The following is a 24,124-nucleotide window of genomic DNA, read 5'->3' on the forward strand; positions in this document are numbered from 1 at the left end:
GGCTTCGGCTTCGGCTTCGGCTTCGGCTTCGGCTTCGGCTTCGGCTTCGGCTTCGGCTTCGGCTTCGGCTTCGGCTTCGGCTTCGGCTTCGGCTTCGAAAATTACCTCTTCTTCCGAGGCCGTGGGGTCAATGGATTCTTCCTGAGTTTCTGCTCCGGATTCGGCAGCGGTATCCTCTACCACCTCTTCCGATTTGGGGTCCTCTATCGGTTCCTGATCGGATTTCTTCTTACCAGCCACCGTCGTATTCCCCTTATCGATTCCAAAATCACCTGAACTACTGACGTTTCCAAGTTAATCTGCGCCCGGCTCACCCTCAACCCGCATCGCATGTTTCACAAGCTTTTTAACGGCTTTCCGCATTTTCTTGGGTGTCGGCTCTTTTGCAATTCTCAATCGCTCATAGCCCAAGGATTTAAGGGGTTCTGCCGTCGCTTCGCTAATTGCGGCAATCCACAAAGGGGCTGATCCGGTCCAGACGTCGGCAAATTGTCGCGCGGTACGCGGCGAAAAGATCGGCACGATTATGGGTGAGGAACCGCTGGCTGCCTCGCTTGCTTCTTCCGTCAATGGCAGCAGGCGCTGCTGATAAACCGGCTGTTCCAGCGTGGTCAGACCCAGTTCGGTCAGGCGTTCAGCTATGTTGCCGCGGCTGTGCTCGCCCCGCAGATGCAGTAAGGGGCTTTCGGGGTGGAGCTGCAATAGGGCGGCGACAAGTTCCTCAGCCGTTCCGCCAACCATCTGGGCCTGCCAGCCAGCCCCTTTGGCTGTACCCGTGGTCGCTGGACCGACGCAAAAAGCAGGCAAACTTTGATCAACGCCCATGGAAGCTGCTGCATTCACAGCGTTGGCCGAGGTAAAAATCAGGCCCCCGACACCAGTGGTCACCACCTGAACCGGCAGAGGGCGAATATCCAATAATGGGGAATGGATGACCGTGACCCGCGATCTTGTGCGGGTCGGCAGCTGCGCAACGAACCTCTCTGAGGCGGCGCGAGGGCGGGTCATCAACAAATACAACGGTCGGCGCCTTCGGCCTTGAGGATTGTTTGCATCCGCGCAGGGTGATACCCCGCTTGGCAATCATGATGCAACGGATCAGGCCCATGGTGCAAACACTTACCGTCCTTGGATTGGAAAGCAGCTGTGATGACACAGCCGCCGCAGTTGTGCGCCAGACAGAGGGGTCGCAAGCCGAAATTCTGTCGTCGGTCGTACACGGCCAGACCGAGTTGCACAGCGCCTTCGGCGGTGTCGTGCCCGAGATTGCCGCACGCGCGCACGCCGAAAAGCTGGACGTCTGTGTAGTTCAGGCTTTGGAAGCCGCAGATATGGATCTGAAGGACCTGGACGCCATTGCTGTGACTGCCGGACCGGGATTGATCGGCGGGGTCATGTCTGGGGTCATGTGCGCTAAGGGATTGAGTGCTGCAACCGGGCTACCGCTGATCGGGGTTAACCATCTTGCCGGGCATGCACTGACGCCGCGCCTGACTGATGGAATCGCGTTTCCCTACCTCATGCTGCTGGTTTCTGGTGGTCATTGCCAATATCTGATTGCCCATGGCCCAGAAAAATTCACCCGTCTGGGCGGCACAATTGATGACGCCCCTGGCGAAGCCTTCGATAAAACTGCGCGCCTTCTGGGATTGCCGCAACCCGGTGGGCCATCGGTCGAGGCCGAAGCGCGATCCGGTGACCCAAAGCGGTTCCGGTTTCCCCGCCCCTTGCTGGATCGGCCCGGATGCGACCTGTCCTTCTCGGGGCTGAAAACTGCACTGATGCGAATGCGGGATCAGATTGTCGCCGAAAAGGGCGGCCTGACTCGACAGGATCGCGCCGATCTGTGTGCCGGATTTCAGCAGGCCGTAGTGGACACGCTGGCGGAAAAAACCCGCCGGGCAATTGCCCTCTACCTTGAAGAAAACCCATCCGACCCGGTCATAGCAGTCGCCGGAGGGGTTGCAGCCAATACAGCTATTCGATCCGCGTTAGAGACTATTTGTGCAGATTTGGGCGCTCGATTCACTGCACCGCCGCTGAACCTTTGCACCGACAATGCCGCCATGATCGCCTATGCGGGCATGGAACGTTTCAGAACCGGGGCGCAAGACGGTTTGGATCTGACCGCGCGTCCCCGATGGCCATTGGATAAAACCAGCCCCGCCATGCTTGGCAGCGGCAAGAAAGGCGCAAAGGCATGAGCGTTTCGGTTCTGGGTTCCGGCGCTTTCGGTACCGCATTAGCAATATCGCTTGCAGGCAAAAGGCCAGTCACCCTTTGGGCCCGCGATGCCGATCACGCACAGCGCATGCAAGAAACGCGGGAAAACTCCGGACGCTTGCCGGGTGTCGCGTTATCACCTCAAATCTCTGTAACCGCCGACATCACAAAAACAGTTGAGGCAGATACGCTGTTGCTGGCGGTGCCTATGCAAAAGCTACGTGCGGCATTAACCGAGCACGCAGATTCTCTGACCGGTAAGACGCTGGTCGCCTGCTGCAAAGGTATCGAATTGTCGTCAGGTATGGGACCAATCTCGGTCATCATACAGACGATTCCCGATGCGCGCCCGGCGTTGCTCACCGGGCCCAGCTTTGCCGATGACATTGCGCGAGGATTGCCAACAGCTCTTACCCTCGCCTGTGGCGATGCAGAACTGGGACAATCTCTGCAAGAGGAGCTGACCACCGCCAATCTGCGCCTTTATCGAACGACCGATACGATCGGGGCCGAACTGGGTGGAGCGCTTAAGAATGTCATGGCCATCGGCTGCGGTGCCTGTATCGGAGCCGGTCTGGGCGACAGCGCTCGTGCAGCTTTGATGACCCGTGGTTTTGCCGAAATGCAGCGCTTTGCTGCCAGACGTGGCGCACGTGCCGACACTCTGATGGGTTTGTCAGGCCTTGGTGATCTGGTCCTGACCTGCTCGTCAGAACTGTCACGGAACTATCGATTTGGCCTCTCGCTGGGGCGTCACGAAAACTTTGACGCCAGTACCACAGTCGAAGGCGTTGCCACCGCCCGCGCCATGGCAGATATCGCAAGATCGGAAGAGCTGGATATGCCCATCAGCACAACGGTGGCGGAACTCAGCCACGGCACATACAGTGTGACCGAGGCGATTCAATCACTGCTCAATCGCCCACTTAAGGAGGAATAACATGCTGATCGCCCTGATCGCCCGTGACAAAGACGGCGCCCTGCAGACCCGTCTGGACAACCGCGCCGCACATCTGGCCTATATCGAAGAAACCGGTGTCGTCTCGCAGGCCGGGCCGTTGCTGGATGGCGAAAACATGATCGGTTCGCTGATTATTCTCGATGTCGAGGATATGGCGACAGCTCAGGAATGGGCGGCAAGTGATCCGTATGCGTTGGCTGGTCTGTTCTCTTCCGTCGAATTGATCCCCTGGAAAAGAGTTATAGGCTGATGGCGTATTGGTTATTCAAATCCGAACCCTCGACCTGGAGCTGGGACCAGCAGGTTGCCAAAGGTGAAACTGGCGAAGAATGGGATGGTGTGCGCAACTATCAGGCGCGCAATTTCATGCGGGATATGAAAATTGGTGACCGTGGGTTCTTTTATCATTCGCAGAAAGACAAGGCGATCGTCGGAATCGTCGAGGTCTGTGCCGAGGCCCATCCCGACAGCACAACTGATGACGAACGCTGGGAATGCGTTGATATCAAGGCGATTCGGCCTTTCACCACTGCTGTGACACTGGATCAGATCAAGGCGGACGAGCGTTTGGGAGAGATGGTTCTGGTTAAGAATTCGCGCCTGTCAGTGCAGCCCGTCAGCGAAGCAGAATGGGCGGTGATCTGTGATCTTGGTCAGACTCGCGCTGACTGATTTCTAACCCTTCATTCGTGCTCGACCAGCACCTCAACCGCCTTTTGCTTGATCACGCAGCCATCAGTGGAAATGGCAGTGACCTTGCCTTTGACTGATGGACCAAACCCAAGCGGTGAATGTTCGTGGTCCCTGGGTGTGACGAACATGTCGATTGTTTGCGGAGCAGGCCCCTGAGGCACACGCCCGGTTGGTGGCGGCACTGCATCTGCAGTGGATCCTTCAGTCGCGATCCAAGAAAAACCTGTATACAGCCATTGATTGCCGGCACCGCCTGAGTTGATCGTGAATTGATGCGTCAATGTGCGGCCTGCCTCGTGAAACAAGGTCCCATTGATCGTATTGGCCGTGATATAGATGATCTGATTGCTGGGTATAAAGAACAGGTGCTCGTCTACATTGTCCTGGTTTGAGGATTCGACGACGATGTTGCTGGAATCCAATTCCAGCGTTTCCCCGAACAATCCGCAACTTCCAACAGGAAATGGCCCGAAAGAAATAACTGCAGATTCCCCCGGATTCAGGGCCGGTCCACTTTGGGCAAGCTGGATGATCGTATGTGTCGCTGGATCACCCGGACGCCAGCCAACGCTGGTGACGTTGCGCTGAAACACCCATTGAACAACGGTCTCAGTGATCAGATAGCCCGCAGGGACGGGGCTGCTGCCCGCATTGGTGATTTCGTGGGAGATTGTTATCGCAGTTGTTCCGCGCGGCAGGATGTCGACAGGACCATTGATCCCAAATCCATCCACCTCGATCTCGGTGGACCCAGGCACATATACCTTGGGTTCGACCCAAACCAGATTGGCGCAGGAAGCGAACAGGAAGACGGCAACAGGAAACAGTACAGTTGGCTTTTTCAACATAACACGGCCCCTCGTCATGGTTGAAAGCCGTATTATGTTAACACTTATCGGTCAGAACCCAAAATTCGACCGGTTTCGCTGATCCACTCAAGAACCATAGATGCAATCTGGTCAGAGTTGTCATCCATCATCATCGCGTGGGTATTTCCGGTAATTCCCAAGGCTGGTAGGTCGAGAATTTTAGCCGCACACCCCTCAGATTGCAGTTGATCGACATACCCATTGGTTGCACTGCGATAGGCCTTCCAGATCGCAAACCTCTCGACATTGTCACCCCAGATGAACAGATGCGGCACCCGCGCTGCCCGACCTGTTGCAGGTGGCACAGAAGCCGGTTCAATAATCACAACGCCTCTGAAGAGCTCCGGATGGGTTGCGGCGGCCTCGAGCGCGAGATTTCCACCCTGGCTATGCGCGATCAACCAAACCGGACCAACCTGCTGCAAGGCCTGATAATAGGCGTTGAGCGTGATGTCCGCATGAGTGACCCAGCGCGGCACGAACTGCGCCCCAAACGTATCCAAATCACTCATCGGAAACCTGACCCCGTCGAATGGTTGCTGTTCAGAAACTTCAGGCGTATAGGTATCGGCAGGTCCAAACCGAAACATGTTCCAGACGTCGTTCAGAGTGCGAAAGACAGGCGCTTCCTTGTAGATCTGGGGATAGGGTGACCAGCTCGCCCGACCACGCTCGACAGCATCACAGACTAAGGTATCGAACCCGGCGTTCAGGAAATAGCTATGCCAACCAGGCCGTCCATCGGGCGTCGTTTCCCACATTGCGCCTGTCATGCCGCCCCCGTGCCAAAACATCAGGGGGGCATCAAAAGCGGGTGCAACTTGCCGCAGATACTGAACATAACATTGCCCGGTAATGTAGTCGCCGTTCATGTCAACCGTTCGAGCGGGGGCATTTCGGGCCACTTGTACTTGCTGTACCGGCTGGTCCGTCAGGGTCACCCGGCGGCCACCCGCAAAGAAACTGCCGATCTCTTTGATCCGCACGCCGGGATTTTCTTCGGAAGAGCAGTTCATGGATGGCATCAATGCCTCGCGAACAGTGAAGAAGATGAACCCAGCCTATCGGGCGACAGTCTTGATATCAAATGAGCTTTTTGAAACTTCGGGAGGGCCTGAACGATACAGAACCCTCCCTACCCCGCGTGCTCCCTACTCACCACACGCGTATGGAATATTCTGGTTCTGACCGTCCTGGTCGTAAGGTGACATTACCCGGTATCCGTCAGTCGGATCAAACACCGAGTTCTTAAATTATGACTCAAATGCAAAACGCCCGCTGGTTTCCCAACGGGCGTTAGAAAAGGTCAAAGGCAACGTTAGCTGTAGACAGCCTCTTTGCCGAAATGCTTGGTCAGCATGTAGTAGACGACGGCACGGTATTTGTTCCGCTCGGACATGCCATAGGTTTCCATGGCTTTGTTGATCGCTTCCATCAGCTCGGGACCATCGGACAGGCCCAGTTTTTTGATCAAGAAGTTGTTCTTGACCGTTTCCAACTCGCTATCCTGGCTGGCTGCGACGGTTTCGGCATCCGCGTCATAGATTGCAGGACCGCACCCGATGGTGACCTTGGTCAACAGGTCCATATCAGGTTCCATACCGCACTTGTTTTTCAGGTCTTCGGCATATTTGGCGATCAGTTCGTCGCGTTTTCCCATAGTCGTCTCCTGGTTCAGGTTTATTTATGGCCATTCCAGCACCGCCAATACGGTAACGGCCACAAGAATTTGCACAAAGGGAAAAATCAGCGGCATTCCCCCTAAGCGGTTCCCGACCCTACAGCAGGCTTGATTTCGCCTCCCCCTTTATTTAACTTATATGTTAAATTATAGGATAAGGAGATTACCATGCCCGTTTCGCTGCCCAATGAAAGCCCCGAGTACAGAACCGCACGCAACAGGTTGCTATCCGCCGAAGCCGAACTGCGCGCCAAAGTGGAAGAAGTAGCCAGCCTGCGACGTGGGCTACCCAATGGCGGGGCGGTTCCGCAGGATTATGCCTTCCGGTCAGATCGTGGAGCACCAGCACCTTTGTCAACCTTGTTCGGATCACATGACACCTTGGCCATCTACTCGCTTATGTATGGACCGAACGCGCAGGCACCCTGCCCGATGTGTTCGGCCTTTCTGGACGGGTTGAATGGACAGGTCCCGCACATTTCCCAGAAAATTGCGTTTGCTGTCATGGCTCAAAACACCTGTGAAAAGCTGGCTGAGCTGAAGGCGACTATGGGGTGGAACGATCTGCCGCTTTATTCCGCGCTGGGCACGGACTATCAGCGCGACTATCTGGCCGAAGCCGAGGACGGAAGCCAACTGCCGATCCTGAACGTCTTTCAGCGCAATCAGGACGGTATCAGCCATTTCTGGAGTTCCGAACTGTTCTTTGAACCCAGCGACTGGCATCCGCGGCATGTGGATGCAGCATGGCCTTTGTGGAATATCCTGGATTTTACTCCACAGGGCCGGGGAGATTTCTTTCCATCTCTACGCTGACGGCCTGCCAAGCATACTTAGCGGCAATAGCCCCAGCCTGGACCCTGCAGGTGAAAGTGGTCGGCGTGCAAGTGATTGAAATCCGGGCCCAGAACCACCCGAAACCAGTCACATGCGCCGCGCCAGATCTGATGCAAAAACACACCCTCAGGCCCTACTGTCTGCCAGTCTGACAGCAATGTCAGGCTGCGCCCGTCGTCAAGTCGCACACCAACGATGTCTATGGCATCGGCCTTTGCATGGCTGCTCCAGGCGCTGGTTTCGCCTTGCGCGGTGCGCATCTGGCGGCAGTTATAGCTGCCGACGTGCCGCAGCTGATTGACCCCCGTTTCCAGATGTTCTTGCGCGGCAGGCTGGACCACATGATATTCCCACATCGTCAATCGCAGAGCCGTCGTGCAACTCGTTTCAACGGCGTTCACACCTGCTGAAGTCAGCCTAGACAGCAGACCCCGACCCGGAATGCCGCAATTTTCGCTTTCTATCAGATCATCCATCGCCGCAAAGGAAACACCTGCCTCAGCCAGCGTTGCGCGGCACTGCGACTCATCGGCCAAGGCGCGATTAAGCTGAAACCGGGTGATCGGCGTGACTGGTGCGGTCACTTTCAATTCACGCAACGGATTCCAATGCGACGGTACGGGTGTTTCAGGATGTGCCAGCAGAAACCAGCCGCCGCCTCCGAACAAGATGACCACAACGGCGACCCTGAAAACAAAGGACGCCGCCGATAACAGAAATCGGCGGCGTCCGGATTGCTTGCTCATGCGTCTTTCGCACTTAGTAGCGGTAGTGTTCCGGCTTGTACGGACCTTCCGGCTTCACGCCGATATAGGCCGCTTGCTCGTTGTCCATCTTGGTCAGTTTGACGCCGATGCGATCCAGGTGCAGACGCGCAACCTTTTCATCCAGATGCTTAGGCAGGATGTAGACGTCATTTTTGTACTCGTCACCCTTGGTGAACAGCTCGATCTGAGCCAGAACCTGGTTGGTGAACGAAGCCGACATCACGAAGGATGGGTGACCGGTCGCGTTGCCAAGGTTGAGCAGACGGCCTTCGGACAGCAGGATGATGCGGTTGCCCGAGGGCATCTCGATCATGTCCACCTGTTCCTTGATGTTGGTCCACTTGTGGTTCTTCAGGCTGGCCACCTGAATTTCGTTGTCGAAGTGACCAATGTTACCGACGATGGCCATGTCCTTCATCTCGCGCATATGCTCGATGCGGATCACGTCCTTGTTGCCGGTGGTGGTGATGAACACGTCAGCGGTGGCAACCTCGTCTTCCAGCAGAGTGACTTCAAAGCCGTCCATCGCAGCCTGCAGGGCGCAGATCGGGTCAACTTCGGTCACTTTCACACGGGCGCCTGCGCCTGCCAGCGAAGCAGCCGAGCCTTTACCTACGTCGCCATAACCGCAGACCACGGCAACCTTACCGGCCAGCATGGTGTCGGTCGCGCGGCGGATACCGTCGACCAGCGATTCCTTACAGCCGTATTTGTTGTCGAATTTCGACTTGGTGACGCTGTCGTTCACGTTGATCGCCGGGAACGGCAGGTGACCTTCTTTCACCAGCTGATACAGACGGTTCACGCCAGTGGTTGTTTCCTCGGACACGCCTTTGATCTGATCACGCATCTTGGTGAACCAGCCAGGGCTTGCCGCCATACGCTTGGCGATCTGCTTCTTGATCACCTCTTCCTCTTCCGAACCCGGAACAGGGATGATATCTTCGCCCGCTTCGGCACGTGCGCCCAGCAGGATGTACAGCGTTGCGTCGCCGCCATCGTCCAGGATCATGTTCGGGCCTTCATCGAACAGGAACGATTTGTCCAGATAATCCCAGTGCTCTTCCAGTGTTTGGCCCTTGATAGCGAAGACAGGGATACCTGCTTCGGCAATCGCGGCGGCGGCGTGATCCTGGGTCGAGAAGATGTTGCACGACGCCCAGCGCACGTCAGCGCCCAGCGCAACCAGCGTTTCGATCAGAACAGCTGTCTGGATAGTCATGTGCAGCGAGCCGACAATGCGCGCACCCTTGAGGGGCTTGCTTTCCCCGTACTCGGCGCGCAGCGACATCAGTCCCGGCATTTCTGTTTCGGCAATATCCAGTTCTTTGCGGCCGAATCCGGCCAACGAAATGTCCTTAACGATATAGTCCCCGGCCATCAGATGCTCCATTCCGGTAAATTTCGATCCGGGGTGCCACTAGCATCACTTTATGCAAGTGGCAACGGAGATAGGCGGAAACAGGTCTGACGCCTTCAAAATCAGCTCGGCGTGCCGTCTATTTTCACTTTAGGTATCGCTTCAAAAAAATCCGTGCCGGCGGCAACAATACAGCTAATGCCGTTGGCTTGGGTCAGCAGAACGGTATAGGTTCCCGTTTCCTTCGAGGACCAGACCTCCATGACCGATTGCGCTCCGCGCGACTTTTGCAGGCCTCCAAAGGTCAATTCTTCAGAGTAGCTATTCTGCAATTTGGCAATGACATCATCACGTTGCGCACAGCTTTGGGCAAAAGCGGGCGGTGCAGTGGCAGCCATTCCAAAGGTCAGGGATATTGCGAACAAACGCTTGAACATGACAAGCTCCTTTCGATACGAGTTCCGTTTCGTTTCGAGAGGGGCACACTGGGAGGAGTATGCACCCCCCTCAGTCCTTAATGTCGGGATCGCTACACACCATTTCAAAGCACGAATGCTCAAGAAAACGTTGGCAGCCGGTGATCCTGACAGATACATCTTAGCACAAAAATCCGAATTCAATGTGTCCCACTTCACAAGGCATGGCATAATGGCAACACAACCCAGAGCATGGCAGAGAATGCTGTCGGGCCGCAGGCTGGATCTGCTGGACCCGACGCCGGTGGATATCGAGATAGAAGATATCGCCCACGGTCTGGCCTTTGTCGCACGTTGGAACGGGCAAACTGCGGGTGATTTCGCCTATTCCGTGGCCGAGCATTCCCTTCTGGTGGAAGAGCTTTTTGGCCGCATAGCCCCCAAAGCACCGATAAAATGGCGGCTGGCGGCCCTGTTACATGATGCGCCGGAATATGTGATCGGGGACATGATTTCACCCGTCAAATCTGCCGTCGGCCCCGATTACGGTGCGCTGGATGATCGTCTGGCTGCAGCGATCCATATCCGGTTCGGCCTGCCCGCTGCGGTGCCAAAAACCGTCAAGCGGCAGATCAAGAAGGCCGACAAGATCAGCGCCTGGATGGAAGCCACCCAGATCGCTGGTTTTTCGGAGGCTGAGGCGACAAAGTTTTTTGGTCGACCGGACAAGGTGGTGATGGAGGGGTTGGAGATCAGGCTGAGGCCAGCGGTTGAAGTGCGGCAGGCGTATACCGAGCGGCATGAACTGTTGCTGTCGCTACTCTAATTCTCAACTATCCAACCACGACTTAATCCGCTGTGATTTTGTCAAAAAGCACAGAACTGCGAGGTTTCCAGTCTGGCGTCATCGCCACATTTCCTAGAAGCATGCCTGCATCAAGGCTAAGTAGCGCTTCCTCATTAATCGGATTCCCACTGTTCCGTTCAATGCTGGTTCGAACAACCATTGCACGATACTTGCAGCCGTCGATGGAAACTCGGACTTTCTTCATTGGCTTTACAACATACCAACCCTGATCAATTTCTCTTCCATTCACAAAGATCGAGATTGGAAATTTGTATGTTTTTCGCGTCTTATTCAAATCCGCTAGCTTGGCTTCTTCACTGATTTTGATTTGCACACGACTTGAGTTTGATCTCCTATCAACAGCAATTACGCCGTTCCAATAAGTCGTCTCCACTCTTTCAATTGAGCCATCACGCTGCATCCTGCGCTGTTCTACGACAGTACCGTCCTCGGCAACGATATTTGTGATCTCGAAAAGCGGGATATTCCTAGTCAATGAAAAGGAGTTGCCTTTCGTTAAATCCACACAGTTTGCTAGAGCTTTATTAGTCGTTAAGCACAAGAAAATGAACAGAAAAGTGAACGAGCGCTTCATTCCAAATACTATACTCCAATCGAGACAATCAACGCGGACTGCGCTTCGCCAAAATCCGCTGCAACGTTCGGCGGTGCATGTTCAGGCGGCGCGCCGTCTCGGAGACATTCCGATCACACAGCTCATAAACCCGCTGGATATGTTCCCAGCGCACGCGGTCCGCGCTCATGGGGTTTTCCGGCGGTGGGGGCAGTTCGTCACCCTTGGCCAGCAACGCGTTGGTGATGTCGGTGGCGTCGGCGGGTTTCGACAGGTAATCGGTCGCCCCGATCTTTACCGCTGCAACAGCGGTGGCAATCGCACCGTAGCCGGTCAGAACCACCACACGACTGTCAGGGCGCTTTTCCCGCAGCACCTCGACGACATCCAGTCCGTTGCCATCTTCAAGCCGAAGATCAACCACCGCATAGGCAGGCGGGCGCGCGGTTGCGATTGCGCGGCCTGCAGCGACAGAACCGGCGGTCTCAATCTCGAACCCGCGCTTTTCCATGGCCTTTGCCAGACGTCTCAGAAACGGCTCGTCATCGTCCACCAGAAGCAGGGATTTGTCGGGGCCGATTTCCAGCTGAGAAGTGTCTGCCATATGTGGGTCTTTCCATTCTGTCTTGCCGTTGGCTTGCTAAGAAGTATTAGCAGCGCCGCAACAAAGGTCAAATTACCTGTTTCTGTTACATCTTATCCAGGAAGCAACCGACCTTGTCCGCCATCTGTTCAGCGGTATCGTCACGATTGAAGAACTCGATGAAGCCGTCCTCGGGCGTGACCAGATAGGTAAAGGTCGAGTGATCGACCAGATAATACTCGTCGCTCTTGTCCTGCGCCTTATAGTAGGTCTTGTAGGCCCGGCTGGCAGCTTTGACTTGCTCAGGCGACCCGGTCAGGGCGATGGTCTTGCCGCCAAGGTTGAAGGCATAATCCCCGACGACCTCGGGCGTGTCGCGTTCCGGGTCGATCGAGATGAACAGTGGCGTGACGGATTGCCCGCGCTCGGCGAGGATATCGATGGCATCCGCGTTTCGCGACATGTCAAACGGGCAGACATCGGGGCAGAAGGTGTAGCCAAAGTAGACAAGGGTCGGCTCGGTGATCACATCCTTGTCGGTAACGGTTTCGCCCTTGGCGTTGATCAACTCGAAAGGTCCGCCAATCGCTGCGGTACCGCCTGCGATCTGACTTGACCGGCACTGCGCGAACTTGTCATCAGAACCCGCTCCACGCGTGAGCAGCCACATGGCACCCAGACCGACGGCCAGAACAACAGTTGCGAGTATGGCGTATATGCGGACCATGATTAAAATCCTGACACAGGGTGTTGTTGATCGTTTCGACCGGGACACCTATCAAGATGATCAGCCGACGCAATAGGACATAATTGACCGATGAAGAATTCCAATATCAGCCTTTGGCGCGGACAGGAGAGAAGCAGCTGGATCAGGCTGCGGACCCTTATTCTGCTGCGCTGGGTGGCGATCATCGGTCAGATTACGGCGATCACGGTCGCCCAGCAGACCTATCACGTTCAGTTGGAACTGGGCCTGTGTTATATGGCCATTGGGGTTTCGGTTCTGGGGAATCTGACCGCCATTTTGCTGTTTCCACAGAACAAGCGTCTGTCAGAGTTCGAGAACTTTCTGATGGTTTTGTTCGACCTGCTGCAATTAGCATTCCTGTTGTATCTCACCGGTGGTTTGAACAACCCCTTTGCCCTGCTTCTTGTCGGTCCGGTCACAATTTCCGCAAACGTCATGAGCACGCGCTCTACCATGATTGTTGGTGGCGTTGCCGTTGTACTGACCACATTGCTGGCGCAGTTTCATCTGCCGTTGCACACGGATTTGGGTCTTGTTCTGGATATTCCTGATATCCTTCTGTTCGGAAACTGGGCCGCTATCGTCATCGCTATCGTGTTCCTGGGCGCTTATTCGCATCGTGTCAGCTCCGAAGTTCAGTCCATGTCCGAGGCATTGGCTGCGACTCATATGGCCCTGGCACGTGAACAGAAGCTGACCGATCTGGGTGGCGTTGTTGCCGCCGCTGCCCACGAGCTGGGAACGCCGCTTGCGACGATCAAACTGACCAGTTCCGAACTGATCGAAGAATTGGATGACCGCCCCGATCTTAAGGAAGATGCAGCGCTTATTCGGGAACAGGCTAATCGCTGCAGGGATATCCTGAGGGATATGGGGCGCGCGGGTAAAGATGACCTGCATCTGCGTCAGGCTCCGCTATCGGCGGTGATCCACGAAGCCGCCGAGCCACATATCCATCGTGGCAAACATGTGCATTTCGAAGAGGGCCCGGGTCAGGGTGGCGATGTGCAGCAACCTTCGATCCTGCGCAAACCCGAGATCATTCACGGCCTGCGCAACCTGATCCAGAACGGTGTGGATTTCGCCCGCGCCAATGTCTGGGTCGATGCGGAATGGACCGATAGCTGGATCACCGTCAGCATCATGGATGACGGACGCGGATACCCTTCGCAAATGATTGGACGGATCGGTGATCCGTTCATGCGACGTCGACGCGCCGAGAACGATCAACGCACACGGCCTGAATACGAGGGTATGGGTCTGGGGCTGTTTATCGCAAAAACTCTGTTGGAGCGGAGTGGTGCCGAGCTCAAATTCGCAAATGGTTCCGACCCCTATCAAACCTTGACGGATCAACCCGATCGCAGAGGGGCAATCGTCAAAGTATTCTGGCCGCGAAACCTGATCGACGCCCAAACTGGTGATACCCCGGTCCCGTCCGGTGTAAACCAGCAGATCAAGATCTGAATTAAGACACCGTTAACCATTGTAAATCATAGTCACGTCCAGTTTTTCAGGGCGGGACGATATATGGCGGATTGGATCATTCTGGCTGCGATTAGCCTGGTCTCGTCCAGCCTTGCGGTTCAGTGGCTATTACCGCGCCGACCACGGCACGGGGATAATTTTGGCCTTTCATCTCCACAATCCCTGTACGATGCGGTGTTCCTTTTCGACGGAAACCGGCTGATCAGTCACTCGGACATCGCATTGTCGGGGTATGAAACCGTCAACGTCTGGAATGATCTGAGGCGATTGCTGCAGCGCGATTTTCCAGCCTTTCCCGAGACGCCAGAAGTCGTTCGTGATCAGGGCAATCTTGTTGTCACGGCCATCGACTGCACAGTCGAACGAGAAGTTCTGTGTGAGTGGATTGATGGTATCATCCGGGTCCAGTTGCGAGATCTGACAGGTAGCCCCAATCAGGCACGCCGCGATCCCAATGACCCTGTACGTCTGGCGATGGACAAAGCGCCCTATCCTGTCTGGCTTTTGGATCACTCTGACAAGGTCAGGTGGTGCAATGCAGCTTATGTTTCTCTGGTGCGAAAGGCTCGTGGTCAGGACGCGGACCTGACAGATCCACTGTTTCCCGCACAAAAGGATGAAGCTCATTTTGGCAAAAAAACCCGTGCAGCGATTGACGTTGAGGGTAGCAACAACAAGCTTTGGTTTGATCTGACGCGAACGGATCGCGAAGAAGGTCAACTGGGCTATGCAGTCGACATCAATGCGATTGTCGAAGCTGAAACGACTCAGCGTAAATTCGTCCAGACGATGACCAAGACCTTTGCGCAACTATCCATCGGTCTGGCGATTTTCGATCGCAATCGGCAGCTTGCACTGTTCAATCCGGCACTGATCGATCTGACCACCCTGCCCCCGGATTTCCTGAGTTGCCGCCCCAGCCTGTCGAGTTTTTTTGACCGTCTGCGAGATCAACATATGATGCCGGAACCCAAGAACTACCGCAGCTGGCGCAGCCAGATGAACGATCTGCTCGAGGCTGCCGAAGATGGAAACTATCAGGAAACCTGGTCGTTGCCTTCCGGTTCTGTTTACTCGGTCAGCGGACGTCCGCATCCCGATGGTGCCGTGGCATTTCTATTTGAGGATATTACGGCCGAAATAACCCTGACACGCCGGTTTCGTTCAGAAATGGACCTGATGCAGTCCATTCTGGACAAGCTGGCGGACGCCATTGCAGTTTTTGCCGATGACGGAACGCTCGCCTGCACCAATTACGCCTATCAGCTAATGTGGGGCGATGATCATGAGGCGGGTTTTGAGCCCGCGAGCGTGCTCGAGGTCACCCGACAGTGGCAGGAACAGTGCGCTGCGACTCCGGTCCTTGGCGAAATTCGCGATTTCGTCGAAATGCGTGAAAATCGGGCTGAATGGTCTGCTGATATGCGTATGCGCAATGGCACTATGATTGCCTGTACCATCAGCCCGATGCAAAACGGTGCAACCATCGTGCGCTTTGCCGTTGATCCCAAAGTGACCAAGGCTTCCGAATTGCGGCAAATCTCGGCCTGAACCGGGTTGCAGCGGCCAAGTCGCGGGTCCATTGTGGCGCCATGAATTCGCCGCTCTCAATTGATCTTCATTCACCCGAAGAAACCGCTGAACTGGCCACACGTTTGGGTGTCGGGCTGCTGCCCGGTGACATTCTGTTGCTGGACGGCACAATTGGCAGCGGCAAAACACATTTCGCCCGCAGCCTGATCCAGTCGGTGATGCAGGAACCCGAAGATGTCCCCTCGCCGACCTTCACTCTGGTACAGGTCTATGACACGGATAAAGGTGAAATCTGGCATTCAGATCTCTACCGGCTGTCCGACGTTGAAGAAATTGAAGAGCTTGGCCTGACCGAGGCCTTCGACACCGCAATCTGCCTGATCGAATGGCCTGACAAGCTGGGATCGCTGACGCCAGCCTCTGCCCTGATGCTGAGCTTCAAAACAGATGATGACGAGGAAGAATTGCGCGCCATGACAATCACATGGTCTGACCCAAAATGGGCTTCAAAGCTGGAGAGCCTTACATGACAAACCGGGCAGTTCTGGCCGAAGCCCTGATCGCGCAAACGCCTTGGGTGGGCTCTACCCACGCACCGTTGGCCGGTGATGCGTCGAACCGTCGGTATGAGCGGCTGACCGACCCTGAGACGGGCCGCACCGCTGTGTTGATGGATGCGCCACCTGAAAAGGGCGAGGACGTCAAAGCCTTTGTACGAGTTGCAGAATATCTGCGCTCCATTGGCCTCAACGCACCTGAAATCTACGCTGAAGATGCGCATTACGGCTTTCTGTTGCTCGAAGATTTGGGGGATGATCTGTTTGCGCGGGTTCTGCAAACAGAGCCAAAACTGGAACGTACACTGTATGAGGCAGCTACAGATGTTCTGGTACACCTGCACGAGGCTCCGGTACTGTCTTTGGACAGTTATGACCCATCCCTGATGACAGAGTATTCATCGCTTGCCTTCACCAAATACGCACAAGGCATCCTTGGGACGCATGATGGTGACGCGCGCAGCCGGTTTGAGCACCGCTTTGCCGACATCCTGCATCAGGAAACCTCCGGAACACGCGTCGTGGTTCTGCGCGACTACCATGCCGAGAACCTGATCTGGTTGCCGGATCGGGACGGCGTCCAGCGCGTCGGCCTGCTGGATTTTCAAAGCGCAATGCTGTGTCATCCGGCCTATGATCTGATGTCATTGCTTCAGGATGTGCGCCGCACTGTTCCGGCTGGGATAGAAATGCGCATGATCGACCGCTACATCGCCGCAAGCGGTGTAGATGGGCACGATTTCCGCACCGCATACAGTGTTCTTGGAGCGCAGCGAAACCTACGCATTCTCGGTGGCTTTGCACGTCTGGCAACGGACTACGGGAAACCGCAATACATCGACCTGATTCCTGCTGTATGGGCACATCTGATGCGCGATCTTGAACATCCGGCGCTGATTGCGATCGCAGATCTGGTGCGTAGCGCACTACCAGAACCCACACCGGAAAATCTGGACAGGCTGAGGCCGCAATGACCCAAAGCCCCCAATCCATAATGATGTTTGCTGCCGGGTTTGGCACCCGCATGGGTGCGTTGACCCGCGACAAGCCGAAGCCCCTGATCGAGGTTGCAGGCAAACCCCTGATCGACCACGCGCTTGATCTTGTGGACGATCTACGCCCGATCAAGGTGGTCGCAAACACCCATTATCGCGCTGATCAACTTGAGGCACATCTGGCGCCAAAAGACGTTGTACTGTCACGTGAAGAACCGGACATTCTGGAAACCGGTGGCGGATTGCGTGCCGCGCTTCCTCTATTGGGCACCAAACCTGTTTTTACCCTGAACACCGATGCCATCTGGGCCGGTCCGAACCCTCTAAAACTGTTGCAGGAAACTTGGGATCCTGATCGGATGGATGCGTTGCTCATGTGCATCCCTGTCAGTCAGACTATTGGACATTCTGGTCAGGGTGATTTCACGATCGATGAGGATGGCCGGATCACCCGGGGGCCCGGTCTGATCTATGGCGGTGCTCAAATCCTGAAAACCGACGGGCTGCACGCGTTTCAGAAAAAGGCGTTTTCGCTAAACCTGCTCTGGGACCAGATGCATAACCAAAAGCGGTTGTTTGCCGTTCAGTATCCCGGGCGGTGGTGCGATGTTGGCCGGCCCGAAGGTATCGCAATGGCCGAAGGTCTTCTGGCGGATGTTTGAGGCCAGCACCCTGCCCCGTGTCTTTGCAGTGCCACCCGGCGCAGACTTTCCCAAGGCATTGGTTCGTGGTCTGCAATTGCGGTCCGCGCATTTTCCTCCGGAAGCACTGGCGCGCGCGCAGCTGGTCGTGAACACAAGACGCATGGCACGACAGGTGCGTGATCTGTTCGATCAGGGACCGGCTTGTCTGTTACCGAAACTCTCGCTGGTCACCGATCTGGGTGAAAACGTCGATCTGGCTAAAATACCGCCTGCAATTCTACCTTTGCGCCGCAGGTTGGAATTGACCCAGCTTATTGCCAGACTTCTTGAACAACAGCCTGATCTGGCTGCGCGGTCTTCATTGTTTGACCTGTCCGACAGTCTGGCCGCCCTGATTGACGAGATGCAGGGCGAAGGCGTATCTCCGGACGCTATCCGCCAACTGGATGTAAGCGATATGTCAGGTCACTGGGCGCGGGCTCAGGCCTTTATCGGTATCGCGGATCACTTCATCGATTCAGATGAGGACGCGCTCGACGTAAACGCGCGACAACGTCGGGTGGTGGAGAATCTGATCGCACGCTGGCAGGTAGCGCCGCCTCAGCACCCGGTCATTCTGGCAGGCTCGACCGGTTCGCGCGGGACGACTTTGATGCTGATGCAGGCCGTCGCGCGATTGCCTCAGGGCGCGCTGGTTCTGCCTGGGTATGATTTTGACCAGCCGGATCACGTCTGGCGCCGGCTGGATGATGCGCTGACATCAGAAGATCATCCGCAATACAGATTCCGTAAGCTGATGCGCGAGTTGGATCTAGAGCCGGATCAAATTCAACACTGGACGGATGAACAGGCCCCCTCATCTTCTCGTAACCAGTTGATATCTCTTGCGTTACGACCAGCGCCAATAACCGATGCCTGGATGACCGAAGGTCCCCAGCTGGCCAATCTGGACAAAGCAACCGCAGATCTGACTTTGGTCGAAGCCCAGTCGCCACGGGCTGAAGCCTTGGCCATTGCGCTGCGCCTGCGACAAGCGGCTGAGACTGGCCAAACCGCTGCCCTGATCACGCCTGACCGTATGCTGACCCGTCAGGTCAGTGCAGCACTCGACCGTTGGAACATCCTGCCGGATGACAGTGCTGGCTTGCCACTGCAACTGTCACCTCCCGGCCGGTTCCTACGCCATGTTGTCGGACTGTTTGCGCGCCGTCTGGATGGCGAGGCATTGCTTACACTGCTTAAGCACCCCTTGTGCCATGACGGCGCGGGGCGCGGAGCGCATCTGTTAAACACGCGCGATCTGGAACTGGATTTGCGCCGCCACGGACCACCATTCCCTGACAGTGACAGCCTGGCCAACGCCGCCATTCGCAAGGAAATCCCTGAGGACTGGGTAAACTGGGTTTCCACTCACTTCTGTGATCAGCAGTTTTCGGGCGAACGCCCGCTGGTGGACTGGGTCAAACATCTGCGCAAACTGGCCGAAGCGATTTCGGCAGGAAGTTCGGATGAAACCGGCACTCTATGGGATAAGAATGCAGGGCAAAAGGCGCTGGCAGTTCTGACCTCATTGGAAGACGAAGCCAAACATGGCGGCGCGATGACCGCTCATGATTTTGCCGATCTTCTGGGCGCATTACTTGCTGGTGAAGAAGTGCGCGACCGGGATGCACCGCACCCGCGCATCATGATCTGGGGCACGCTTGAGGCGCGCGTTCAGGGCGCCGATCTTCTGATCCTAGGCGGTTTGAACGAAGGCAGCTGGCCCGAAGCGCCATCTCCGGATCCGTGGCTTAACCGGCAAATGCGGGACAAGGCGGGTCTTTTGCTGCCGGAACGGCGCATTGGGCTATCTGCGCATGATTTCCAGCAAGCTGTTGGTGCGCCCGAAGTTTGGCTGACACGGGCGACCCGCTCTGATGACGCCGAAACTGTTCCGTCCCGTTGGCTGAACCGCATGACCAACCTTCTGCAAGGGTTATCGGGGCAGGGCGGCCCAGAAGCCTTGGCCGGCATGAAAGCGCGGGGCCAGCAATGGCTGGACTGGTCAGAAACCCTTGAAGATGCGCCCGAGATTGTAGCTGCGCAACGCCCATCACCCCGTCCGCCGGTTGCGGCGCGCCCAAAACGGCTGACGGTGACCGAGATCAAGCGCCTGATCCGCGATCCTTACGCGATTTATGCCAAGCATGTACTGCGACTGAAGCCTCTGGATCCTCTGGTGCAGGCACCCGATGCGTTGCTGCGTGGTATCGTGATCCACGAGATACTTGAACATTTCATTCAGGACAGCGTTCTGGATAGTGCGTTGTTGTCACGTGAGAACTTCATGAAACGCGCCGAGGTTCTACTGGATAAACACGTGGCCTGGCCCACGGCACGCAAGTTGTGGCTGGCGCGTCTGGAACGAATTGCCGATGACTTTCTGCAGGCCGAAATCGGACGTCATGGGGATGGTGGTCCCGTCGCCTTTGAGGCCACAATGAAGCTGGTCTTGTCACCGCTTGATTTCACCATCGCGGGGCGTGCTGACCGGATCGATCGCAATGGCCGCGGCGCGTTGCGGATCGTCGACTACAAAACCGGCACGCCACCAACTGAAAGTCAGCAGGCGAAATTCGACAAACAGCTGCTGATCGAAGCCGCCATGGCAGAGCAGGGCGGTATTGAAGGGTTTGATCCCTTACCCGTCGCTGAGGCGGTGTTTATCGGCATGGGCGGAACCTACAAAGAGGTTCGCGCACCACTGACAAAAGAACCGCCTGAAAAGGTTCTTGCAGAGTTGAAAGTGCTGATTTCCTCTTATTTAGAGCCTGATCAGGGTTTCTCATCCCGGCGGATGCTGCACAAGGATACTGATGTTGGCGACTATGATCATCTTGCCCGGTTTGGTGAGTGGGATCGTACGGCGGAAACACATCCCGAGGACGTGAAATGAGCCCGCGCAACGACGCAACCGAGCGGCAGGTGCAAGCGGCGCGACCTGATGCCTCGACCTGGTTGGCTGCCAATGCCGGATCGGGAAAAACGCGCGTTCTGACAGACCGCGTCGCCCGCCTTTTGCTGGACGGGGTTCAACCACAGCACATCCTGTGTCTGACCTACACCAAGGCCGCTGCCAGCGAGATGCAGAACCGCCTGTTCAAGCGCCTTGGCGAATGGGCAATGCTGGGCGACGAACGCCTTCTGAAACAGCTGACTGATTTGGGCGTAAACGGAGTTATCACGCCCGAACGATTGGGGCAGGCGCGAACCTTGTTTGCACGCGCGATCGAGACCCCGGGCGGTCTGAAAATTCAAACCATTCACTCATTCTGCGCATCACTGCTTCGGCGGTTTCCTCTGGAGGCTGGCGTCAGCCCTCAATTCGCCGAGATGGAAGATCGCGCTGCATCCCTGTTGCGCGAAGAAATCGTTGAGGATTTCGCCGACGGCCCGCAGGCCGGTCTGGTCGAAGATATTGCGCGATATGTCACCGATACCGGTTTTGACAAGCTGACAGCGGCGATCACGCAAAGACGTAGTCAGTTTGCTCAGCTGTTGGACTGGTCCGGCCTGCAGCAACGGTTTGGCTTGCCTGAAGGTTTCGACGAAGAGACCTTGCTGCGGCAGGTTTACCTTGGAGGCGAGGTCGAACTGATCCGTTCCATACTACCCGCACTGATCGAAAGCGGCGGCAATAACGCTAAGGCTGCTGCCAAACTGACTGGTTTTGACGAGCCACGGCTGAGCTACCTTCCGATACTTGAGGGTGTCTTTCTGACCGGAAAGTCCGCCAAAGAACCTTTCACAGCCAAACTTAACAGTTTCCCAACCAAGGCAGTGCGCGAAGGCGTGTTGGCGGACCGGATGCCCCAGCTAGAGGCCTTGATGCTACGGATCGAGGCCGCGCGCGAACATCGCCTCGCGCTTGTCGCGGCCCGGAAAACCGCTGTGCTGCACCGCTTCGCAACCGCGTTCTTGCCGGAGTATGAACGACGCAAGCAGCTGCGAGGGTGGTTGGATTTCGACGATCTGATCTTGCGGGCGCGACAGGTTCTGAACGATCCGGCAGTGGCTGAATGGGTGCTCTATCGTCTGGATGGCGGCATCGATCATATCCTTGTGGACGAAGCTCAGGATACCAGCCCCGATCAGTGGGATGTGGTCGAAAAACTGGCACAGGAATTCACCAGCGGTGAGGGCGCGCGATCCGGCATCGAACGCACTATTTTTGTGGTCGGAGACAAGAAACAGTCGATCTATTCCTTTCAAGGTGCTGACCCACAGGCGTTTGACAGGATGCAGGCCGAGTTTGGTCGGAAACTGGAAGAATCAGGCTCTAAACTGTGGGATTCTACATTGGAGTATTCATTCCGCTCCTCCAGCGCGATCCTTGGTCTGGTCGACATTCTGTTCGAAAATCAATCTGAGGCAGGGTTTCACAAGGACTCGTTGCACCGCGCCTTCAAAGCAGACTTGCCGGGCCGGGTGGACCTGTGGCCCGTGGTTGAAAAGGTCGACGAAGAAGAAGAGGGTGACTGGACCGATCCTGTCGACCGACCCGGTGCCAGGCATCACACGGTCATTCTGGCCGAACAGGTAGCCAGCTCGATCAAATCAATGATCGAGCGCGGTGAAACAATCCCCGAGGACGGAGAGAAGCCGGGCACCTTTGTTCGCCGCCGGGTTCAGCCAGGTGATTTCCTGATCCTTGTTCAGCGACGATCAGATCTGTTTGCCGAGATCATTCGAGCCTGCAAAGCAGCAGGACTACCGATTGCCGGAGCGGACCGGCTGAAGGTCGGGGCAGAGTTGGCGGTTAAGGACCTTGCCGCCTTGCTTAACTTCCTGGCAACACCGGAAGACAGCCTCTCGCTTGCGACAGTTCTCAAATCCCCGCTGTTCGGCTGGACCGAGCAGCAGCTTTTCGATCTGGCGCATCGCCGCAAAGAAACCTTTCTGTGGGCGGCTCTACGCAACCGCGGCGAAGAATTCCCCGAAACGCTTGCGGTGCTGAACGATCTGAGAGGGCAGATCGATTTCCTGCGCCCCTATGATCTGATCGAACGCATACTGACCCGCCATGATGGACGTCGCAAACTGCTGGGCCGATTGGGGGCAGAGGCCGAAGACGGCATCAACGCGCTACTGTCGCAGGCTTTGGCTTATGAACGCACGGACATTCCCAGCCTGACCGGTTTTCTGGTCTGGATGCAGACCGATGATCTTGAGATCAAACGTCAGATGAGCGGCGTTGGAAACATGATCCGGGTGATGACGGTTCATGGTTCAAAGGGTCTCGAGGCTCCGATTGTAATCTTACCGGATACCGGCAAGAGGCAGCCGCCGCGCGATGCCGAAATCATGGTCGCCGATGGCACGCCTTTGTGGAAAGTTCCTGCAGATGTTTCCCCCGCACTCATTTCCCGCGCACGAGAAGAGGCCCGTTCTCGAGAAGAAAATGAACGGCTTCGCTTGCTGTATGTGGCTCTGACACGGGCGGAAAAGTGGTTGATTGTTGCCGCCGCCGGAGATGTCGGAAAGGATGGCACCAGTTGGTATCAAATGGTCGAGGCCGCGATGGAGCGGGCAGGGGCCACACAGCTGCCGGGGTCCGATATCCGCAGGCTTTCCCATGGTAACTGGGACGCGCCGCCCCTTGAGCAACACGCCGAGCACGCGTCACCTGTTGTCGAATTGCCGGTTTACTTCAACAAGCCTGCGCAGGAACCCGAAACACCTGCAGAAACCGTCAGCCCGTCTGATCTGGGCGGGGCAAAAGCATTGCCGGGTGACACCGGGCAGGATGAAGAGGCTGCCAAGCTGCGTGGAACGCAGCTGCACATGCTGCTTGAACACCTTCCGGCCACCGATCAACCCGCGTGGCCCCAGCTTTGCGCGCGGCTTCTGCCCGATATGCATGAGGCGGATAGGGGAGAGCTTTTGGCCGAAGCTACCCGGGTTCTGACCGCAACCGATCTGCAATCCGTCTTTGCCGCTGACTCGCTTGCTGAAGTGCCCGTGACAGCGACCCTTGGCGATCGCCGGATGCACGGGGTGATCGACCGGCTGATCGTCACCGAAGCGGAGGTTCATGTGATTGATTTCAAATCAAATGCGACCGTTCCGACGAGTGCGGAATCCTGTCCCGAAGGTCTATTGCGTCAAATGGGTGCATATGCGCAGGCGATGGCACAGATCTATCCCGACCGGAAAATCCAAACGGCCATTCTGTGGACCCGGACGGCCAGCCTGATGTGGTTGCCACACGATCTTGTGACAGATGCACTGGCCCGCTACCGGATATCTTGACCTCCCCCAACACGACACCTACTTTCGATTCCCAAGCGCATCCCATTCAGGAGA

At 56.2% G+C, this 24,124-nt stretch carries 23 protein-coding genes and 1 pseudogene; 13 read left to right on the top strand and 11 right to left on the bottom strand.

Annotated elements, in window-relative coordinates; translation table 11 throughout:
- Together ACR0IO_RS20035 and ACR0IO_RS20040 are read right to left on the bottom strand one after the other, a co-directional pair.
- Window positions 1-240 (bottom strand): annotated as a pseudogene (locus ACR0IO_RS20035) (hypothetical protein); the annotation flags it as partial.
- A gap of 54 nt (window positions 241-294) precedes the next feature.
- Window positions 295-1,008, bottom strand: a complete 714-nt coding sequence (locus tag ACR0IO_RS20040) for a uroporphyrinogen-III synthase (protein ID WP_480744058.1) — start codon at window positions 1,006-1,008, stop codon at window positions 295-297.
- A gap of 98 nt (window positions 1,009-1,106) precedes the next feature.
- Here ACR0IO_RS20040 and tsaD point away from each other — a divergent pair, with 98 nt between their 5' ends.
- From tsaD to ACR0IO_RS20060, 4 genes are read left to right on the top strand one after another with little or no spacing between them, the layout of a single operon-like run.
- A complete protein-coding gene (gene tsaD / locus ACR0IO_RS20045; RefSeq protein ID WP_480744060.1) occupies window positions 1,107-2,204 on the top strand; it encodes a tRNA (adenosine(37)-N6)-threonylcarbamoyltransferase complex transferase subunit TsaD in 1,098 nt (365 codons plus the stop codon).
- Entirely contained in the window at window positions 2,201-3,163 is a 963-nt protein-coding gene (locus ACR0IO_RS20050) for an NAD(P)H-dependent glycerol-3-phosphate dehydrogenase (RefSeq protein WP_480744062.1), read from the top strand. Before tsaD ends, ACR0IO_RS20050 begins: the two co-directional genes overlap by 4 nt.
- A gap of 1 nt (window position 3,164) precedes the next feature.
- On the top strand, window positions 3,165-3,434 hold the full coding sequence (locus tag ACR0IO_RS20055; protein ID WP_155139727.1) for a YciI family protein: 270 nt from the start codon (window positions 3,165-3,167) through the stop codon (window positions 3,432-3,434).
- Window positions 3,434-3,856 (top strand): EVE domain-containing protein, encoded by a 423-nt coding sequence (locus ACR0IO_RS20060; RefSeq protein ID WP_480744064.1) that lies wholly within the window; start codon window positions 3,434-3,436, stop codon window positions 3,854-3,856. The genes ACR0IO_RS20055 and ACR0IO_RS20060 overlap by 1 nt, the downstream gene beginning before the upstream one ends.
- A gap of 11 nt (window positions 3,857-3,867) precedes the next feature.
- Here ACR0IO_RS20060 and ACR0IO_RS20065 read toward each other — a convergent pair whose 3' ends face one another.
- From ACR0IO_RS20065 to ACR0IO_RS20075, 3 genes are all read right to left on the bottom strand, one after another.
- Window positions 3,868-4,725, bottom strand: a complete 858-nt coding sequence (locus tag ACR0IO_RS20065; protein ID WP_480744066.1) for a hypothetical protein — start codon at window positions 4,723-4,725, stop codon at window positions 3,868-3,870.
- 44 nt (window positions 4,726-4,769) lie between these two features.
- Window positions 4,770-5,771, bottom strand: a complete 1,002-nt coding sequence (locus ACR0IO_RS20070) for an alpha/beta hydrolase (protein ID WP_480744068.1) — start codon at window positions 5,769-5,771, stop codon at window positions 4,770-4,772.
- 293 nt (window positions 5,772-6,064) lie between these two features.
- A complete protein-coding gene (locus ACR0IO_RS20075; RefSeq protein ID WP_155139733.1) occupies window positions 6,065-6,406 on the bottom strand; it encodes a DUF2853 family protein in 342 nt (113 codons plus the stop codon).
- Window positions 6,407-6,595: 189 nt separating this feature from the next.
- Between ACR0IO_RS20075 and ACR0IO_RS20080 the strand changes: the two genes are divergently transcribed.
- The gene (locus ACR0IO_RS20080; RefSeq protein ID WP_480744072.1) at window positions 6,596-7,243 is read left to right on the top strand and encodes a DUF899 family protein; all 648 of its coding nucleotides are present in this window, start codon (window positions 6,596-6,598) and stop codon (window positions 7,241-7,243) included.
- A gap of 17 nt (window positions 7,244-7,260) precedes the next feature.
- Here ACR0IO_RS20080 and ACR0IO_RS20085 read toward each other — a convergent pair whose 3' ends face one another.
- The 3 genes from ACR0IO_RS20085 to ACR0IO_RS20095 all read right to left on the bottom strand — a co-directional run bounded on the left by ACR0IO_RS20085 (window position 7,261) and on the right by ACR0IO_RS20095 (window position 9,828).
- Window positions 7,261-8,010 (bottom strand): extensin-like domain-containing protein, encoded by a 750-nt coding sequence (locus ACR0IO_RS20085; RefSeq protein ID WP_480744074.1) that lies wholly within the window; start codon window positions 8,008-8,010, stop codon window positions 7,261-7,263.
- A gap of 13 nt (window positions 8,011-8,023) precedes the next feature.
- Window positions 8,024-9,412, bottom strand: coding sequence for an adenosylhomocysteinase (ahcY, locus tag ACR0IO_RS20090; RefSeq protein WP_155139739.1), 1,389 nt, complete (start codon window positions 9,410-9,412; stop codon window positions 8,024-8,026).
- Between the two features lie 101 nt (window positions 9,413-9,513).
- Window positions 9,514-9,828 (bottom strand): hypothetical protein, encoded by a 315-nt coding sequence (locus ACR0IO_RS20095; RefSeq protein WP_155139740.1) that lies wholly within the window; start codon window positions 9,826-9,828, stop codon window positions 9,514-9,516.
- 211 nt (window positions 9,829-10,039) lie between these two features.
- Here ACR0IO_RS20095 and ACR0IO_RS20100 point away from each other — a divergent pair, with 211 nt between their 5' ends.
- Entirely contained in the window at window positions 10,040-10,633 is a 594-nt protein-coding gene (locus ACR0IO_RS20100) for an HD domain-containing protein (protein ID WP_480744077.1), read from the top strand.
- Between the two features lie 22 nt (window positions 10,634-10,655).
- On the opposite strand, the gene ACR0IO_RS20105 is transcribed toward ACR0IO_RS20100, so the two are convergent.
- The 3 genes from ACR0IO_RS20105 to ACR0IO_RS20115 form a co-directional block, all read right to left on the bottom strand.
- Window positions 10,656-11,249 (bottom strand): hypothetical protein, encoded by a 594-nt coding sequence (locus tag ACR0IO_RS20105; RefSeq protein ID WP_480744079.1) that lies wholly within the window; start codon window positions 11,247-11,249, stop codon window positions 10,656-10,658.
- A gap of 28 nt (window positions 11,250-11,277) precedes the next feature.
- On the bottom strand, window positions 11,278-11,832 hold the full coding sequence (locus ACR0IO_RS20110) for an ActR/PrrA/RegA family redox response regulator transcription factor (protein WP_155139744.1): 555 nt from the start codon (window positions 11,830-11,832) through the stop codon (window positions 11,278-11,280).
- An 85-nt stretch (window positions 11,833-11,917) separates the two neighbouring features.
- The gene (locus ACR0IO_RS20115) at window positions 11,918-12,538 is read right to left on the bottom strand and encodes an SCO family protein (protein WP_155139746.1); all 621 of its coding nucleotides are present in this window, start codon (window positions 12,536-12,538) and stop codon (window positions 11,918-11,920) included.
- A gap of 90 nt (window positions 12,539-12,628) precedes the next feature.
- On the opposite strand from ACR0IO_RS20115, the gene regB reads away from it, so the two are divergent.
- The 7 genes from regB to addA all read left to right on the top strand — a co-directional run bounded on the left by regB (window position 12,629) and on the right by addA (window position 24,070).
- Window positions 12,629-14,026, top strand: a complete 1,398-nt coding sequence (gene regB / locus ACR0IO_RS20120) for a sensor histidine kinase RegB (protein ID WP_480744082.1) — start codon at window positions 12,629-12,631, stop codon at window positions 14,024-14,026.
- Window positions 14,027-14,089: 63 nt separating this feature from the next.
- Window positions 14,090-15,598 carry a PAS-domain containing protein gene (locus tag ACR0IO_RS20125; protein ID WP_480744084.1) on the top strand — a complete coding sequence of 503 codons (1,509 nt, stop codon included), beginning with the start codon at window positions 14,090-14,092 and terminating at the stop codon, window positions 15,596-15,598.
- Between the two features lie 41 nt (window positions 15,599-15,639).
- The gene (gene tsaE / locus ACR0IO_RS20130; RefSeq protein ID WP_480744086.1) at window positions 15,640-16,110 is read left to right on the top strand and encodes a tRNA (adenosine(37)-N6)-threonylcarbamoyltransferase complex ATPase subunit type 1 TsaE; all 471 of its coding nucleotides are present in this window, start codon (window positions 15,640-15,642) and stop codon (window positions 16,108-16,110) included.
- On the top strand, window positions 16,107-17,111 hold the full coding sequence (locus tag ACR0IO_RS20135; RefSeq protein WP_480744088.1) for an aminoglycoside phosphotransferase family protein: 1,005 nt from the start codon (window positions 16,107-16,109) through the stop codon (window positions 17,109-17,111). The genes tsaE and ACR0IO_RS20135 overlap by 4 nt, the downstream gene beginning before the upstream one ends.
- A complete protein-coding gene (locus ACR0IO_RS20140; protein WP_480744090.1) occupies window positions 17,108-17,794 on the top strand; it encodes a nucleotidyltransferase family protein in 687 nt (228 codons plus the stop codon). The genes ACR0IO_RS20135 and ACR0IO_RS20140 overlap by 4 nt, the downstream gene beginning before the upstream one ends.
- Window positions 17,787-20,714 carry a double-strand break repair protein AddB gene (addB, locus tag ACR0IO_RS20145; RefSeq protein WP_480744092.1) on the top strand — a complete coding sequence of 976 codons (2,928 nt, stop codon included), beginning with the start codon at window positions 17,787-17,789 and terminating at the stop codon, window positions 20,712-20,714. The genes ACR0IO_RS20140 and addB overlap by 8 nt, the downstream gene beginning before the upstream one ends.
- The gene (gene addA / locus ACR0IO_RS20150; RefSeq protein ID WP_480744095.1) at window positions 20,711-24,070 is read left to right on the top strand and encodes a double-strand break repair helicase AddA; all 3,360 of its coding nucleotides are present in this window, start codon (window positions 20,711-20,713) and stop codon (window positions 24,068-24,070) included. Before addB ends, addA begins: the two co-directional genes overlap by 4 nt.
- Window positions 24,071-24,124 lie beyond the last annotated feature (54 nt).

Source organism: Ruegeria sp. CE12 (genome assembly GCF_056537525.1).